General features: G+C 36.4%; 9 protein-coding genes. 4 read left to right on the top strand and 5 right to left on the bottom strand.

Translation table 11 applies throughout. From position 1 onward, the window contains the following. Positions 1–320: 320 nt before the first annotated feature. Positions 321–2702: an outer membrane beta-barrel family protein gene (locus tag H4K33_RS01900; RefSeq protein ID WP_182646819.1), complete on the top strand. Its 2382-nt coding sequence runs from the start codon at positions 321–323 to the stop codon at positions 2700–2702. A gap of 220 nt (positions 2703–2922) precedes the next feature. After that, positions 2923–5301, top strand: a complete 2379-nt coding sequence (locus H4K33_RS01895; protein WP_182646818.1) for a TonB-dependent receptor domain-containing protein — start codon at positions 2923–2925, stop codon at positions 5299–5301. Between the two features lie 304 nt (positions 5302–5605). Here the strand turns inward: H4K33_RS01895 and H4K33_RS01890 are convergent, their stop codons facing one another. Beyond that, the gene (locus H4K33_RS01890; RefSeq protein ID WP_255493522.1) at positions 5606–8359 is read right to left on the bottom strand and encodes a DEAD/DEAH box helicase family protein; all 2754 of its coding nucleotides are present in this window, start codon (positions 8357–8359) and stop codon (positions 5606–5608) included. Positions 8360–8515: 156 nt separating this feature from the next. Between H4K33_RS01890 and H4K33_RS01885 the strand changes: the two genes are divergently transcribed. Beyond that, the gene (locus H4K33_RS01885; RefSeq protein ID WP_182646816.1) at positions 8516–9637 is read left to right on the top strand and encodes a hypothetical protein; all 1122 of its coding nucleotides are present in this window, start codon (positions 8516–8518) and stop codon (positions 9635–9637) included. A 268-nt stretch (positions 9638–9905) separates the two neighbouring features. Further along, on the top strand, positions 9906–11510 hold the full coding sequence (locus H4K33_RS01880; protein WP_182646815.1) for an ABC-F family ATP-binding cassette domain-containing protein: 1605 nt from the start codon (positions 9906–9908) through the stop codon (positions 11508–11510). Between the two features lie 120 nt (positions 11511–11630). Here the strand turns inward: H4K33_RS01880 and H4K33_RS01875 are convergent, their stop codons facing one another. The 4 genes from H4K33_RS01875 to H4K33_RS01860 are packed head-to-tail and all read right to left on the bottom strand — an operon-like array spanning position 11631 to position 18064. Continuing rightward, positions 11631–12689 (bottom strand): hypothetical protein, encoded by a 1059-nt coding sequence (locus H4K33_RS01875; RefSeq protein WP_182646814.1) that lies wholly within the window; start codon positions 12687–12689, stop codon positions 11631–11633. Next, on the bottom strand, positions 12686–13771 hold the full coding sequence (locus H4K33_RS01870; protein ID WP_182646813.1) for a hypothetical protein: 1086 nt from the start codon (positions 13769–13771) through the stop codon (positions 12686–12688). Before H4K33_RS01870 ends, H4K33_RS01875 begins: the two co-directional genes overlap by 4 nt. A gap of 1 nt (position 13772) precedes the next feature. Next, complete coding sequence (locus tag H4K33_RS01865) at positions 13773–15551, bottom strand: HSP90 family protein (RefSeq protein ID WP_182646812.1); 1779 nt, start codon at positions 15549–15551, stop codon at positions 13773–13775. After that, positions 15551–18064: a tetratricopeptide repeat protein gene (locus H4K33_RS01860; protein ID WP_182646811.1), complete on the bottom strand. Its 2514-nt coding sequence runs from the start codon at positions 18062–18064 to the stop codon at positions 15551–15553. The genes H4K33_RS01865 and H4K33_RS01860 overlap by 1 nt, the downstream gene beginning before the upstream one ends. Positions 18065–18257: the final 193 nt, after the last annotated feature.

Genomic DNA, 18257 nt, shown 5'->3' with positions numbered 1-18257 from the left:
TCACAAAGGTAACACTTTATTATATTTTAGTTCCATTTTATTAAACTTTATCGTACCTTTGGTTAACATAAACAACAAAATCAATGTCAAGCTTAAAATGAATGATCTGAAATTGAAATTCAAAATTCATATATGCTTAACGAAAAACTGCTTTCCCCAAAAGCAGTTTTTTTTATGTGTTCATTTTTATTATTCTGTTGTTCGGAATCGGACACTTACTTGCTGCCCTACTTTTTTAATATACTAAATTTCAGCGAATTAAAAAAATATAATTCTCTTGGCACAACTTTAGTTTGTTTTCTAGTAAATAGAAACACTACATGAAAACTAAACTAATCACTTTTATCTGTTTACTTATTTCCTTCGTAAGTCAGGCTCAATCAAAGCTAACAGGATCTGTTCTCGACGCAACACATCAACCAATCGATTATGCAGAAGTCCTTTTACTCAATCAACAGGAAGAATTAATTCTACACACCTATACGGATGAAAAAGGAAGTTTTACCTTAACTCCTATTGCTGCTGATACCTATGCCTTGCGTATTCTCAATGCGGGCATCAATCAATATGAAGCAACTATTACAATCACAATGGATCGAACACTTGATCCGATTATTCTGCAAGCAGATCAAGTGTTAAACGAAATCGTAGTATCTGCAAAGCCCAAATTAATAGAGCGTAAAATTGATCGCACCGTTTTCAACATTGATCAATCTGTACATGCCAACAACAGCAATGCCAAAGATGTTTTAAAACTAACCCCTGGGTTAAAGGTAGACAAGGATCAGATTTCCTTAGTTGGAAAAAGCAACATGCAGGTGATGATTAACGACAAAATGCTTCCTCTTACTGGAGAAGAACTCATCAGCTATTTGAGCACGATACCTTCAGAAAACATTCAAAAAATAGAAATTATCACAACCCCTCCTGCTAAATATGAGGCTAGTGGAAACAGTGGTTTAATCAATATTGTACTAAAACAAGCCAAACAAGATTCTTGGAACAATCAGGTAAGTGCTGGATTTGAAACTGCAGATAAAGCAACGTGGAAATTTAGCGATGTATTTAACTACAGCAAAAACAACATATCAGTTGCTGCATCGCTAAATGCAAGTAAGGGCTACAACCAAGAAATTGGAAAAATGGATCTGTATTATCCAACAGAAACGTGGAAAACAATCTACAGAGAAACAAAGAAAAACGAAGATATAGCTGGTAGTTTCCAATTGGATTATCAAGCCACTGACAAAACTGGATTTGGTTTTCAGTATAGAGGAAGCAAAAACACACAAAAAACCGCAGACAAAAATCAATCCAATGTTTATAACCTTGTTGATAACTTAATAAAAAACATTGATACAAAGGGAAAATCTAATCCAGATTTCAACAATCATGCTTTGAATTTAAATTTCTCGCATAAGTTTGATACACTGGGAAATAAGTTAAACTTAGACATGGATTACTTTAACTATACAACAAATAAAAACCGAGTTTTCAACACCAATACGACCATTGTTGATAACGTTGTTAACAAAGTACAAGATTCACAAACGGATGGCGATCAAAAGATCGACAATTACAGCGCCAAAATAGACATTGAACAGCCGTTGTCTTTCGTTAATTTATCTTATGGAGCAAAAGTGAGTTTTGTACAAACTGTCAACAATGCTAATTCCTTCAACGCAAACGAAAATGCAACAACATACGAGATTATACAAGCCGACCATTTTGTATACAAAGAAAACATACAAGCTGCCTATTTCAGCGCAACCAAAACCTTCTCTAAAAAATGGGAGGCACAACTTGGTTTACGCGTAGAGAGCACACAAACAACGGGTGAATCTGTAGCTACAGCAGAAAAGAAAAAAACAAATTACACAGAGCTTTTCCCTAGTCTATATGTTAATTATAAGGTGAATGATGACAATACGCTTTCTCTTACTGCAAATCGCCGAATTAGCAGACCTAGTTTCTGGCAACTCAATCCATTCCGATGGTATGTAAATGAGTACAACTATGTAACGGGAAACCCCTCACTCAAACCAACCTTTACCAATACTATTACTGCTAGTTACACTTTTAGAAATAAATTATTCCTCAATGCCTCTTATTCAAAGGCAACTGATATGTCAACGCAGTTTTCAACCATTGATACAGCAAATAACATTCAAATGTTGAAACACGACAATATCTTCGATGCAGAGAACTACAATTTAGGAATCACACATCTATTTGATGCTTGGCATTGGATCAATACACAAAACACAATCAGCGTATTTTACAGCTCTTCTAAACTATTGCAACCTATTAATTTAGAAACCAACAATGGAATGGGATATTATGTGAGCTCTAATACAACCCTTCAATTAAACGAACCTCAAACTTTTCAGGCGCAAATAGACTTTTGGTATCAATCTAAATTAAACAGTGGAAACTGGAAGCTGAAACCTATGTATGCATTAAGTTTAGGATTGAAATATGCGGTATTAGACAAGAAACTAAATATCTCAGCTTATATGAACGACATCTTAAGAACATCACATTTACGCGCAGAAGCAACGTCAGATGGTGTAAAACAAGGATACAACATGTATAATGACAACCGCTACTTCACCATGGGGTTGAGCTATAGCTTTGGAAATTCAAAAATAAAAGTACGAGAACGTCAAGGAAGTAATAAAGATGTTATCAACAGAAAATAAAAACAAGGTGTTGATAACTTTGTTAATACTTATAAAAAACAGTTGAAACACAAGCACTTTTAATCTTGAAATCAAAAAAGTTATAAACAAAGCTAAACAATTCGTAACAAATAAATTAATAGAGCTACTTATAGGCATTAACCTAGTTATCAACCAAAACAAACCGACTTGTTAACAAACTTATTAACACTGTTGATAAGTTTGTTTAAAATCCATTACTATGAAAAAGAATCTAACTCTATTTATGGCATTTTTCTGTGGTATAGCATTACTTCAGGCACAAAATAGCATAAAGGGAAAAGTACTCAACCAAGCCAAACAACCCATTGATTTTGCGGAACTACATCTATTAAAAGAGACAGACGATCAATTGGTTCAACAAGGTTTTACTTCAGAAACGGGAGAATTCAATCTAACGAATATTCCAACAGCTCAATACACATTAACGATTAACTATCTAGGACAACAGCTTTACACGCAAAATATCACTTTAGATCGCGACCTAGATTTAGGGGAGATTATCACCGAATCTTCCACTGCGTTAGAGGAGATTGTCCTTCAGGCAGAAAAAAAACTCGTGGAGCGCAAGGCAGATCGCTTAGTATTTAATACCTCAGCTAGTATTGCTTCACAAGGAATGGATGCAATCGAAGCATTGAAGAACACACCGATGGTCAAAGTACAAAATGACAAAATTAGCCTTGTAGGAAAGAGCAGCGTCACTATTATGATCAACGATAAAATTGTGCACCTTCAGGCAGAGGCGTTAACGAATTATTTAAAAACTCTACGTTCTGACGACATTGAAAAAATCGAAGTTATCACCAATCCTCCTTCAAAATATGAAGCCAGTGGAAATAGCGGATTGATCAACATCGTTTTAAAACAAAACAAGTCTCTTGGTTTATATGGATCGGTTAGCAGTTCTTATTCTTATAATAACTATAATGCTATTTCTGGAAATGGGAGTCTAAATTATCAAAACAAAAAGTGGAATTTAATGCTAAAAGCCAACGGTAACGATGGTCGATACGGCAATGTAAATTCATACACTTACACCAATAAAGATCGAATTTTAGATGCTTATGGAGATCCTACAGGCAATTACAATTCTGCAGGTTTAAACCTAACAACGAATTATCAACTATCAAGCAATAGTCTTGTTGGAGTAACTTATGACTTGTCTAAATACAAAAACTCAACGAGTAACAACAACGAATCAAAATATATTGCTTTACCTACTTATACACTTGATTCTGTAATCAACTCTTTAACTAAAGTCAACAACAACAATCTATATCAAACCTTGAATACCTTCTACGATTACAATATTGATTCATTAGGTAGCAAATTGTCTTTAGGAATGAACTACTTTACCAATGCCCCTGAAGGTTCAACCAATATGGACGAACGCAACTCGCCAAGCAATCAAACTAGATCAACTTATTTCACCAATGATTTAAATTATAAAGTTTGGAGTGGTACTGCCGATCTTTCCTATAAATTACCGTGGGTAGATGTTGAATTTGGAGGTAAATACACCAATTATGATAATAGATCTAAGGTTTTTTACTACAACCGCTTTGAAGATCAACTCACGTATGATACAACACGTAGCAATCGCTTTAATTACAAGGAGGACAATTATGCAGGTTATCTAAGTTTGAACAAACAACTCAACGACAAGTGGAATGTAAAAGGAGGAGTTCGCTTTGAACAAACAGAGGTAGAAGGACACTTACTTGAAACAAATGAAAAATTCACCAAATCATACAACAAATGGTTTCCTTCTGTATTTGTGGCTTATAACCCAAATGAAAAACACGCGTTTAGCTTTAACTATTCTAAGCGTATCAACCGACCGTATTCTAGCATTTTAAATCCGTTTCGCTATTATGCAAACACTTATTCATACAACAGTGGAAATCCGGAATTAGATCCTTCTTTTACGGATAACTTTGAATTGAACTACCTATTTAATAGCGCATTGTCTGTTAGTTTTAATTATTATCATATTTCAAATTCTTTTGATCAATATTCAACATTAGTCGACGACGTATTTGTCAGTACCTATTACAATATGCTCAACAGTGATAACTACGGGATAACCGCTTCATACAGTGAAAAAATAACAGGATGGTGGCAAACGAGTACGGGCACAGATTTGATTTATGGAAAGTCTTACTACAGAAATAGCAAGGCAAATCAAATTCCCCAAAATGGTGTTTATTTTAGTTACTACTCTCAAAATACCTTTACCTTAAATCAGGCAAAGACACTGAATGTATTTTTAAACTGGTATCACCAAGTTCCCCATAAAGAAGACAACTCAAAGTATGCCAAATACCAAGCCTTATCAACGGGTTTAAAAGCCAATTTACTCGACAGAAAGTTAAACTTAAATCTATCTGTGTACGATATATTCAATACAGGAAAATCTAGTGGAACAAGTTATTTCCAGGACAATATCCAATCCTTTAGCAATACGTGGAACAGTAGAAGTTTAAGCATTGGCGCAACGTATACCTTTGGAGACAGTTCAAATAAAAAGAGTATTAAAGAGGCTACGTTCAGCGACAAAAGTAGAAGTAGCAAATAAAAAAAAGAGGTTGAAAAAGGAGGGAATATATTTCTCTTGTTAAGGAAAACTTTAACAAAAAAAAAAGTTACCTCCATGTAACAAATCAAATATACAATCTACTAATACTAAGTGTTACAAACAATTTTAAATTGATTTGCTAAAAAATAAAAATTTAATTCTTTGAAAAGTCTGTTTACCTTATACTCTTCTTCACCGAAAAAATATAAGATTAAACACTTTTATATAAAGTGGCGTGATGACCCATTTTAATTGATTAGTTAGTTGAACGTCCTTTGTATACCCTACAAGGGACGTTCTTTTTTTACAACCAATGATGTTCTTGTTTTACAGTAGGTTCATCAAGTTGATTAACGATAGCTGTTATTCTTGCTTGAATAAGTTCTTTTCGCCCTTCTGGTGTTCTGGTATAAACAATTCTATTTCGCCCTACTTTATACGTCCATTGTTGTGCAAAATAATTCACCCGTTCTCTATTGACACCAATACAGTCGGGCACCGCGTGAAAATCTGTTTCACTATCCTGAATAGGCAATAGCGTTTTGCGTTCCAATACATAACGCGGATTTTCTATAGGAGATAAGATTTCTTTCATGCAAGAAGCAAAAATGTGACTTTCTCTCAGGGTAGCTCCCTCTAAAGAACAGAACACTCCTCCGCCAAATTCCTTCTCAGTAGTTACTTGAATATGTTCACGAGCAGTAGAAATTAAATCAAAATGGCATAAGGTATTACACAAAGCCTCTCCTATTTGCTGTACATCCTTGCGGATATCTCCAAATTTCTGATACATTTTATAGTATTTCCATCCCTTCCAACCGAAGCGCAACCCTAATCCCAAGACAAAAGTTTGAAAAAACCAATAACCTAAAGACCACAAACTTAACCCATGAAACAAGATTCCTCTTCCCAACCCAATAACCTGGTAGGTTACGAAAAAAATTGCAGAGCAAACCAACGTAACCAAGGCAGATATAAGGGTTTTATTGGTGTAAAATCGCTTGGCTTGTGTAGGGTCTTTTCGTTCATTTGGCGAAGAGAACAACACCTGAACTCCTTCTGCTAAATGAGTCCCTTGTTGAATTGCGTACAACCACTTTTCCTTCAACTCACTTCTGCGTTGGGCTAATTGAAAAGTTTTTTCATTTTGTGCTTCGACATATATCGGATCAAATTTCTTCTTCGATTTTATTTCTCCTAATCGCTCTATACCATTTGAGATAAAAACATCTTGAGGAAGATCATGAGTTGAAATTCCAACAAAGGTTTGAAAACGCTTGTGAATTATTTCCCAATCCTTACCTCCTTCTTTTGCATATTCATCAATACAGGCTAAATGCCAAATATTGGCTGTCTTTGCTGGATCCGATGGGTTAATTCGAAAAGCTCGTCCTCGCACTTGATTCGAAGTAATAAAAGCACCTATGGAACTCGCCATTACTAACGAATTAATTGCTGGTGCGTCCCATCCCTCACCTAATAAAGATTTTGTACCTATTAACACCTGAATATATCCTTCTTCAAATAATTGTGTCATCCAATGAACAATTCTTCCTCTTTGCGTGGCGGTTAGCTGCAATGAAACATATAGAGGATCATAAGTCAATGGAGTACAAACCAACATACCCTCTTGATCCGTTACTTTTTCTTGTAAACGATCGACACAATCTGCTGGCAAAAGGACTACAGATCCCGTCAAAACGGCCATTGACTGAGCTGTTTTATGTTGGCGTCTAAGCGTTTCAAAAATCGACATAACCCCTAATTTCCCTAAAACAGCTGGAGGTTGTTCGGTTGTACTGTAATACTCTTTGCGGATGTAATCCGTTAAGATTGCCATACGCAAATCACCTCCTAAAGTGGTGTACTCAAAATCGAGTATTTTTCTTATACTCTCTAACTTACTCAGACTTGACAACAACAGATCATCTCCTTTGCTATCGTGAACCAATTGCACCTGCCTGTAGGCCACTAACCCCTTACTTTTCAAACTCTTAATTAATTCTTCTTTCATAGAGGGATAAGTGGCAATTGCCTGAAAAAAATCTTCCCCTTGAAAACAATAAAAGTTGAGCATCTTCTCGAACCAGACCAAATCCAAAGGTGGAATTTCGTCTTGAGATAATCCTAAAACTTTAAGGTGAATTTTATCCACTTGTTGATCACAATCTTTTATAAAAACCAAACAAGCTACATACGTTGTCAAATTTTCATAAATCCAATCCAAGTGTTCCAAAGGCTGTTTAAAAAGAGCTAATTGCTTGAGATTATCAACCAATACAGCATGAGACTTATAGGTTGTATAGCAACTATACACATTAGTTTTATGGGCTAATATTTTTTCTCTTTCTTCGGCTAAAGGGGTACAATAATAGATAAAATCTTGATGCGGGCATAAATCTCCTACTTCTAACAAAGTCGGTACAGCAATCTCTTCATCTACAGGACCTGCCAATTCCATATAGCGTTGCCATTCAAAGCTCGATGCTCCATACGGAGGAGTTGCTGTCAGTCCAACAATAGTAGGTTTGAGCTTATTATCTAACAGATCCAATGCTTTCCACCATTCTTTTCTCAGGTGATGAACCTCATCAACCAAGAGCGTCTGCACGCCCACGCGTTGAAGTTTCTTGACAATTTCTTCTGCATGGCTATTCGTATACACTGTATTTTCCACTACTGCAGCATCTTCATCTAGTTCTTCCTCTTCTCTCAAATAATTAAATGCCGCATGTAACCCTTGGTAAGTAGAAACCGTTAAAAATTTGGGTTGCGTTAACTGCGTCGATATCCAATCAGGTACCTCATCTACTTGTAAAAAGAGGGAACAAAAGCGATCGATCCACTGATTTTTTACTGCTAAGGTTGGTGCTAAAATTAACGTTGGTTGGTTTAAACGCAAAATCACTTCTAAACCCAAAACCGTTTTACCTGATCCGGGTGGCGCAACTAAGTGCAACTTATCGTCATTCAAATGAATGGCCAGTTGATCTAACACCTTTTTTTGATAATCGCGCCATGGATATTTAAACGCTATGGGAGTGGGAAACTGTTTCAATATAGTCGATATTTCTCCTTTAAAAGTAAGCAAGCTTTTTTAGGTAACAAAGCCTTTTAAATGTTTTTACTAACACAGTGTAAAGTCATATTTTTTTCATTATTTTGTAGAACTATCAATATTTGAAACGACTAAACTGGCTTTCCAATACTCACAATGACGACAAAAATTCAATTTAAATTAAGTAACGATGTTCTTCTTACTGTTATTCAGATGGTTGAAAAAACCGATGACTATGTTGTACAATCGATCAAAGACGCTTTATTGGTTAGTATAAAAGAAGATCTACTTGTTAAACTAGAGGACAAAGCCAAGAATATTCAGAAACAAGTATCCATTTTAGATCACAATAAAAAGCATGCGATCGTTTTAAAGTACCATGAAGCGTATACGATGTACAAGCTTTTAGAATTAGTATACGAAAAAGAAACCTTTGCTGATCATCCGCATATCAAAAAAATCAAGCGTCTTTTAGTTGATCTTGAAAACAAGGTTGAAAGCTTTACCACAGAAAATAAAGATTCTGATACGACAGAAACAGATTTGCCTGATCGCTTGAGTTTTCCGAGTTTGGGCGTCAATGAAATCATTATTGAAGAAGCTACTATTTTAGAAGGTGAGAGTTGTGAAGAAATACAAGATGACAACAGTCCGTTGCTTGATCCTACGATTGATATAAATGAAATCGTTGTAAAAAACTATTCCATTTTTGATCTTTTGGAAGAGACGCCTCCTGTGGATGCTCTTGTAGAAGAAACTGAAAGCAACGAAATTGAGGTAAATGACGAATCAATTACAGTCCTTGAAAAGGCTACGCATGAAGATGAGGAAACAGTTGTTGCAGTAGAACCATCAGATAAAGAAGAAATAGCTTCTCCTCTAGAGATAAAACAAGAGGAAACACGTATAGAAGAGCTACCTACTTTTACAGCAGAAACCGAAACGATAACGGATGTTGTGGATGAGTCAATTCTTAGGGAAGAAACCAAGACAGAATTACAAGAAGAAGAAGCTGTGACTCCTTCATGGGCTCAACAAGCCACACCTCCTGTATTTGATGGCATTGTAACAAAAACTTCTATTTGCATTGAGTCAGAAGCCCCTTTTACTGCAGATTGTTTAACAAAAGAAGTCGAAGAGGAAACGCTGAATCTCTTTGAAGAAGAAACATTTCCTCCTGTTCAATCACAAGATGATAAAGCAGAAAAAGAGGTTAAAAAAGAAAAAAAGAAACCCGCAAAAGACAACAGCCAACAAGGTCAGATCAGTCTTTTTTAAGAACTATATAAAGCTATTCCATATCGAATAGCTTTTTTTATTACCTTTGCATCAGTAGTAACGAATAAATAATCGAATGAAAATATAAATAAGTATCTCGTTTTAATAATACAAGTTGCAGGCAACTTGTAGGAGCAAAATGTTTGATTGGTGTCTATCTTTCTAGACTCCTAATACTTATTTATTTATGTGATTTTCACTCCAAGACCGTGAGTAGTGGTATACGGGCCACATGAATTTTATACTCATCTATCTTAATTTGATTATTATGTCTATCGTTATCAAAAATTTATCCTACGAACATTCGGATAAAACTCCTTTATTTCATCAGGTTAATCTCGTACTTAACAAAGGAGAAAAAGCCAATCTAATCGGTGCCAATGGCACAGGAAAAAGTACATTATTACAACTCATTGCTACGACTCCATTATCTGCTATTCAGTTAGATGGAACGGCTTACTATTTGCCCCAAATCAACAGCAATCACCTATCAGGTCAAACTATTCAACAAGCCTTACAAACGGATAAGAAAGTGCAGGCTTTACATCGAATTTTACAAGGCTCTATCGATGAACAAGACTATGTAGATTTGGATGATGATTGGCAGATTGAGGAGAATATAGCGCAAGCCCTTCAATACTGGCAACTAGCAGAAAAAGACTTAAACCTGCCGATGGAGCAGTTAAGTGGTGGGCAACAAATGCGTGTATATTTTGCATCAATACACATTCATCAACCGGATATACTTCTATTAGATGAACCGACCAATCACATCGATCAAGCCACCAGACAATTACTGTTTAACTTCTTGGATCAGTATAAAGGAACGGTACTGTTAGTAAGTCACGACATTGAGTTACTCAATCGCCAGGCCTTGACCTTTGAGATCACCTCTAAAGGTATTCAACAGTACAAGGGAAATTACGATTTTTACAAAGCACAAAAACAAGAAGAACTAGATTCGCTTCAACATCGAATAGATTCACTGTCGAAAGATATGCGTCAGGTAAAGACGGAACAGCAAAAACTAGTGCAAAAGCAACAAAAAGCAGTAGGACAAAACAAAAGGGCGGAACAAAAGGGCGGATTGCCTAAAATTGTGGTTAATATGCTTAAAAATGCTGCAGAAAACAGCAGTGCAAAGAGCACAGAAGTTCAAGCCGAAAAACAACAAAAGCTACAAGGAGAATTATGGCAACTAAAAGACCAACTCGAACAATTAAAGCCGTTTCACTTGTCTTTTAATGACTCAGATCTCCACGCGAATAAAGTACTTTTTCAACTCAAGGACGTCAATCATCAGTATACGAGCGAATCGACTGAAATTTGGTCAACGCCTGTTAATTTAGAAATTAGAAGTGGAGAACGTTTGTTAATTGAAGGAACAAATGGTTCTGGTAAATCGACTTTACTACATCTACTTGTAGGAAAAATACAACCAACAAAGGGTACGATTGATCGAATGACGAATCGAATAGCCTATTTGGATCAATTTTATTCCCTCTTAGACCACAGCAAAACCCTACTTGAGCAGGCAGCACACTTTAACCACAACTTACTCGATGAAGCTAGCTTAAAGAATACCCTGTTTCAATATGGCTTTCGCCCTGAAATGTGGACCAAACCAGTAGCGCAATTAAGCGGTGGAGAATGCTTGCGCCTGACCATCTGTTGTCTTAATCTCTCTTTAGATACCTTGGATGTTTTAGTGCTAGATGAACCGAGTAACAACCTAGATATTTTTGGTTTGGAGAGCTTGTATCAAGCCTTAAAAGACTATAAGGGAACAATTATATTGGTTTCTCACGACGTAAACTTGCGTGAGGTTATTCAACCCAATCGAACAATTTCAATGGAAGAAGGGGGGAATTGATTGTTTGAAGCAATCAGCGTTTTTTGCTCCGAAGAAATTCTTCAAAAAAACAATGACAATTTACTAAAAAAGGGAAGCATCAAGATGCTTCCCTTTTTACTTTATGGTAACTGTTATCATTTACAACGCTGCAATTTCCGTTGTGTAATTTGTATTCTTATTTCGGGCATCAAAGCGCTCTGCAAATGCTTGTGCTTGTTGTTTGAAGTATGTGTACAAGTCTTCTAAATCGTAAATACCACTTTCTCTGTAATAATCCAATTGCGTAGATAGCTGTAGTTCTCTTTTTCCTCCTTGTTTCATAATTGGCAACATATAACGAGCAAAGTTATAACGGTGGATATCTTCTGCTTCAATGTCCCAAGTAGAAATACGTTCAAAGAACGCCCACGTTTCAGGATGATTGATCGCATTCATATATGACATCAACAAGCCCATAGAATAGCCCACAGAACTATCGTATTGGTCATGTGCCTCATATTCTTCAATCGCCTTGTCAAAGTACTTCGCTGCACCTTCCATATCTCCCGCTTTCCACGAGTAATACGTCAAGCTACAGAACGTTTGAAAAGGCATTGAATAACACGTTAATTTCTTGTGTATTAAATCTTGTGCTTTCACGATAGCATCGTCTAACTTGTCTTGAAACAAAAGCAATTCTACTTCAGTATCCAATTCACAAGCCGGACAATTGGTCATATCATCTACAAGTTCTGCATTAGCGGCATCAATGTATTGTTTCGCTAAATCGTAATCGCGTAAATGGAAAGCCAATCCTGTCATCACATTGTGATATGCACGGGTACTGAATCCATTTTTGACCAATCTGCGTTTTAAATCTTCTCCAATTTTCTCAATTTCATCCATCGGAATTAATGCACTGCGATAGGCTGAGCAAAACATCCACTTGTATTCCCATAGAAATTCTGATTCGTCAAAGTAATCTTCGTTAGCATCACTGGTATGTAAGATCCATGCAAAAGCAGGAAAACTCTCATTACAACGAGATGTATTGCGTTCTTGGCGAATTAAATCCAAGCGCAAATCAAATCCCCAATCAATATCATTGTGTTGATCTGCCAATTGAATTGCTTCTTTCAGCGCTACTATTTTGTCCTCTAAACTCTTAAGTCCATCTACTTTGAGTAGAATCTTTTGGATTTCTAAATTGTAATTCATAGCATTTTTTTTCTTTTATTCTCTTCTTCCATTCGGTTCAGATCATCTTGTGCAAAGGTATTTCCGTTGCGCAAATCAAATCGTTTTGCCCAATCATAAGCACTTTCTCTGTAAGCATTAGATAGTGTTTTGAGATCATAATAACCGCTTTCCTGATAAAAGGAAACAGAAGGAGATAGGGTTAATTGTTTTTTCTCTTCTTGATCTAAGACGAACATCATATGGCGGCTTAGCATCAGTTTTAAGTCATCTTCTGCATCGATATCCCAACCTGCGATAATTTCATAATATCCCCAACGATCCGCATCGTCTAATAGATGCAAAGCGTAGATCAAACGTGTCAATCCATAAAGGAGAGAACTATTTACCTCGGGTAATTTCACAAATTCTTCTTTGGCTTTATCAATATAAATGCGCGCGCGTTCATCGCCATAGCGCACCATAAAATACCCCATTGAGATATAGGTTTCAAAAGGCAGGGAGAAATCGCGTATCTTTTTGTACTCCATCTGGTGCATCAAATCAATAGCTTGATCAAAATAACCTAATCGAGCGGCGCTTTCAATTTCATTGTCATAGGCCATCGCTTCACTACAATCTTCACCGAGTGCTTCTTCCCTAGCTTTCGCTACATATTCAGCTCCTAAGTTGTAATCACCCAAATGTTGAGCAAAACCAGCCATGGTATAATAAAAACTGCGTTTAGAGGCGTTGAATTGTTCTAATTTTTCTTCCAAATCCGCAGCAATAGCATGTACTTGATCCAAAGAAACAGCCACATTACCATACGCAGAACAAATCATCCATTCATATTCTTCCAGAAATTCTGCTTCAGATAATAAATCAGGATGCAAACGCGCTTGTTCTAATAGCCAAGCAAAAGCCAAAGGACTTTCAATACAAGCAGAAGAACAGCGTTCTTCGCGAATCAACATGATTCGCAAATCAATTGCCCAATTGATATCCGAATGCTTATCTGCTATGTAAATTGCTTGCTTCAACAAAGCAATACAATCTTTCGAATCCTGGACATACTCCTGAATTTGCAAGAGTATCTTCTGTATTTCTAAACGATATAACATTTTAGAACTCTGGTAAAAAATTAGTCATTCCCAAAATCACGAATTGGTAAAGGGCGTGATTGAAAATATCCATTTCTTGTTTATTGATCGTATATCCACCTAACATCAAAGCCTGAACATACAACACATTGATCAAGGCTTCAAACAACTCTGGATCCTTAATAACCAACAGCTTAGCCACTAAATCATTTTGTTGATTGAAGCACAAGGTTGGCAAAACTTCTTCCTGTTTTTTAAAATGCCCCAATGCTGCAGCAAATGGATTCGAACTCTGCGATAGATTTTGCATGCTCTTACTGTTCAATGCTTCTTCGTTTGCAATGTAAATTGCTGTAGTATCCTGAGGTTCAAATCGCTTTACTTCTGCTTTGCAATAGTGCTGTTTTAAAATTTTATTGGCTTTTTCAATAAATAAATCGATGCTATCATCAGTAATTGACGCTGCTTCAAAACTATCCAACACGTCATTGGGTTTGATCAATTCAATTTTCAAAGTCGGATTACTCGCTTTTATTTTTTGAATTAAATCTGCTTCGTAACTATATGCCGCATTGATTACCAATTTTTTTTGTGATCCTGCAATACGTCGAATTTGTCTAAAATCATCAAGTGAAGGCGTATAGTATATCGCACCATAATTCACTCGAATATCTCTAAACAACAACATGCCTTGATTGGTTTCAAAAGGCAAATAGTCTTCAAATAATTTTAATATTTCATTATCTGATGCTGCTAGAGATTTAATAAATAAATGGTGAATAGAAATGATGTGTTCCAATTTATCGAGATCGGAAACAGATAGGAGTTTCAGATAATCTTTAAAACACGTAGTCAATTCTTTTTTCGCTTCAGTCAACAGAGCGTTATTCATCAATGACTCACGAGATGCTGTTGGTTGTAATCCATTAGAATTAATAACACAACGAACAAAAGAAGTCCATTCGGGTAATAAATTTGTCGCTTGATCGCATAAATACATGCGTTTCAAGAATATTTTGTGTTCTTTAGAGGTTGAGGCATTTACTTTATTGGGAATAACAAAAGCAACACCTTGAATATCCCCTGCCTCAGAAGAGATTGGGAATACATCCAAAAACTTTGTTTTAAACACATCCTTTCCGTAGGCTAGTAAGGCTTCCTTACTCGCATTGGGATCTAGCCAAATGGGATTTCCATCAGATACAATTTCTTCCTCCCCTTGTTCAATAAATTTAATTTCAATTGGCAATGCACTTCCGTAAAAGAGTACATTTTGTTTCACTTCTTCTTTTTTGAAAAGGGATTTCCAATTCTTTTTCGCTTGTAGAATAACGCGTGTTCCAACCTCTGGAAGTAGATCAATCATTTCCACTTCATACGTTCCGTCTGCACGTCCAGTCCAACGCACAGATTCTTCTTTATACAAAGAGCGCGACTCCACAACAATTTCTTCCGAAACCACCAAACAAGAAAGCAAACCGATTCCAAAACGACCAATAAGGTCTTTTTCTGCCAATTCACCTCGCTTAGAACTTTGTCCTATTACGGATAAGAACTGATGCATGTCGTCAAGGGTTAATCCCACGCCATTATCTTGAAAAATCAACTGATCACTATCAAAAAACAGGGTTATTTTACCCTGAAAACGCTCATCAATTCCCTTTCTTACTGTAACAGCATCTACTCCATTTTGGAGTAATTCTCGAATGAAAACCGTTGGTGAGCTATAAATATGCTCACTCAACAGCTCTATCATTCCCTTCATATTCACTTGGAACTGATAATTCTTTTTATTGTCCATTATCTTCTTCTTTTTCTTGGACCACCAACAATTTTTTGTGCGTCTTCATTTCCATTTTCTGCCGCTTGTTGGTACCAATGTAAAGCGATTTCATCGTTTTGCTCTACACCTTCTCCTTTTAAATAACAATTACCTAATTCGTATTGCGCCATGTCAAATCCATTGTTCGCTGCTTTTTCCAGGTAACTTACACCTTCAACTGCTTCTTGTGCCACACCTTCTCCTTTAACCAACATAATTCCAACATAAGAAGACGCCTCTAAGTGACCGCGATCTGCAACTGCTCTTAAATAGTACATCGCTTCTACATAATCTTTTTCTGTGCCGATAGCGTAATAGTAGCACATTCCCAAGCGGAAATAAGCGGCATCATATCCGCGTTCTACGGCAATTTTATAGTAATGGAACGCTTTTTTATCATCGCGTTCAACTCCAATAGCAAATTGATAACAGATTCCCAATCCTTCCGAAACATAGCCTTGTTGTTCTGCTTCTTCATAGTAAGGGAAAGCTAAATCATATGGCTGATCTTCCTCGTATCCGTACAAATAGAAATCACCTAAAGTAAGCATTGCCAAAGCAGATCCATTGTCTTTTGCTTTTTCTAGCCAATACTTTGCCAGGTCTAAATCTTTCTCTATTCCGTAAGCATAGAGGTAATAAGTACCTAATTTATATTGTGCATAACCAAAGCCAATTTCAGCGGCAGCGGTCATGTACTCGACTGCTTTTTCAGGATTTTCTTCAATGCCACCAGCGCCTTCTTCATGAGCTAAAGCTAAATCAACATTCGCGTCGTTATACCCGTATTCCAATGCTTTTTCGAATAGTTCAAACGCTAAAGCGCGATTCTCTTCTCCGCCAATTCCATAACGGTTGCAACGTGCAAATTGATAAATTCCTTCTGCTAAATCAGCATTTGCTGCCATTTCGAAGTACGTTCTCGCTTTTTCCGCATCTACCTCGCCTAACAAACCATCTTCATATAAGTATCCTACGCGTACAGCCGCAAAAGGATAATTATTCTCTAATGCTTCTAAGTAATACTGCTCTGCTTTTACAGGATCAGCTTCTAAACCATATCCGCGCTCTAGCATCATAGCTAATTCTACCTTACAATAATTCGAATTGTATAATTCCAATCCTTTCTCATAGAAAGCAACGGCTTTATCTAAATCAGGATTTTCATTATAACGGTGGTATCTTCCTGCATATTCAATTCCTAATCCATTATTTCGTTCAGCAGCTAATTCGTAAAATTCAATACACTTGTTATACTCCTCTTCTGTACCAAACTCACCGAATTGATATCCATACCCCAAGCGATAAGGTGCATAATCATCACCTAACTCCATCGCTTCTAGTAAAAGTGCGTGTGCTTCTGCTGGGTTTTGTTCAATTTCTTGATGTTCTAATAACGCCACTGCTTTTTCATTCATCGCTCGCGTCGATTTACCTGCGATTGCGCGATCAAGATACACCAAGGCTTTTTCAATATTTTTATACTCGTTGTGATACAAGTACAGGATTGCCAATTCCAATAGTGCTTCATTCGAGCAATATAAAGCTGCTTTTTCTAAAGTTTGAATGGCTTTTTCAAATTGTGGTTCACTTTGATCTGCAGGATACAAATAGTAATATCCTTGTACGAAACCAGCATAAGCGATTCCGTGTTCAAAGCCCATTTGCAAATAGGGAACCCCTTGTGCAATTTCATACCCCAATGGAGCGAAACGCGTATTGCAAATCATCAATCCCATCATATAATTACAATATCCGCTATTGTTTTTGATACCTTCTAAAAAAGTTTCTGCTGCTTTTTCGTCTTCACCTTCTCTTAAATAATAATCCGCTAAGACATATAACCCGCGTTTTTCTACGTGAATTAATTCGTGGTATTTGTCTAAAACTGCTTTTCCTTCTTCTGCTGATTCACAAGCGCGGAATTCAATATTCAAAGCAAATAAAGGTGCTACGCGATTCCCTGGCGCATAAGAAGAGCGGATAAATTCCATCCCCTTCTCTTGATCTTGTTCATAACCTTGACTGCCATAGTATAAATTATATCCAACAAATGCTTTAGCTGTTGGGTCACCTGCATCATAGCCTTGCTTTAAAAAAGCGGTAGCTTTCTCGTCGTCCTTAAACCCATAACGCGCATTCATGTACAATTCATGCATAAAGGTATAAGCCTTTGCATACCCTTTATCAATAAAAAGTTGATTTAATAAAACGACATCGTCAAACCACAATGCATAATCCTTATCATTCAAATAAAAACTACTGCGCTCTCGATTTGACTCTTCATTAATTTGTTCGTATAACTGCTGGAATACTTCGCCTTCTTTTCCTGTTTGTAAAGCCAACATACAAAGTGCGTGTGCTTTAAACCATCGGATTGGATCTGCATAATCATTACCTTCAAAATACGCTTGTGCAGCTTCGCTCAAGCTTTCTTGTCCGTTTGCAAATTCGCTGATGTAGCTCAAGTATCTTACATTAAACTCGCCCATAATTTTTTCTTTTTCTATTAAAACAATTTTTTGTTGTGTTGGATTTTATCCAAGCAAACACAAATTTAAGAAACGCTATTGATATAATTTGTTAATTATAAAAAAGTGTATCCTCGAAAAGGAAAAATCCCTATTTATAGGGAAAATAAAAAAGGAATAAAAACGTGTAACCGCAAAGGTTTAAAGACTTTAA

This window comes from Myroides sp. WP-1 (genome assembly GCF_014145635.1).
In the GTDB taxonomy this organism is placed as follows: Bacteria; Bacteroidota; Bacteroidia; order Flavobacteriales; family Flavobacteriaceae; genus Flavobacterium.
This window is presented reverse-complemented; position numbering and strand designations above follow the sequence as displayed.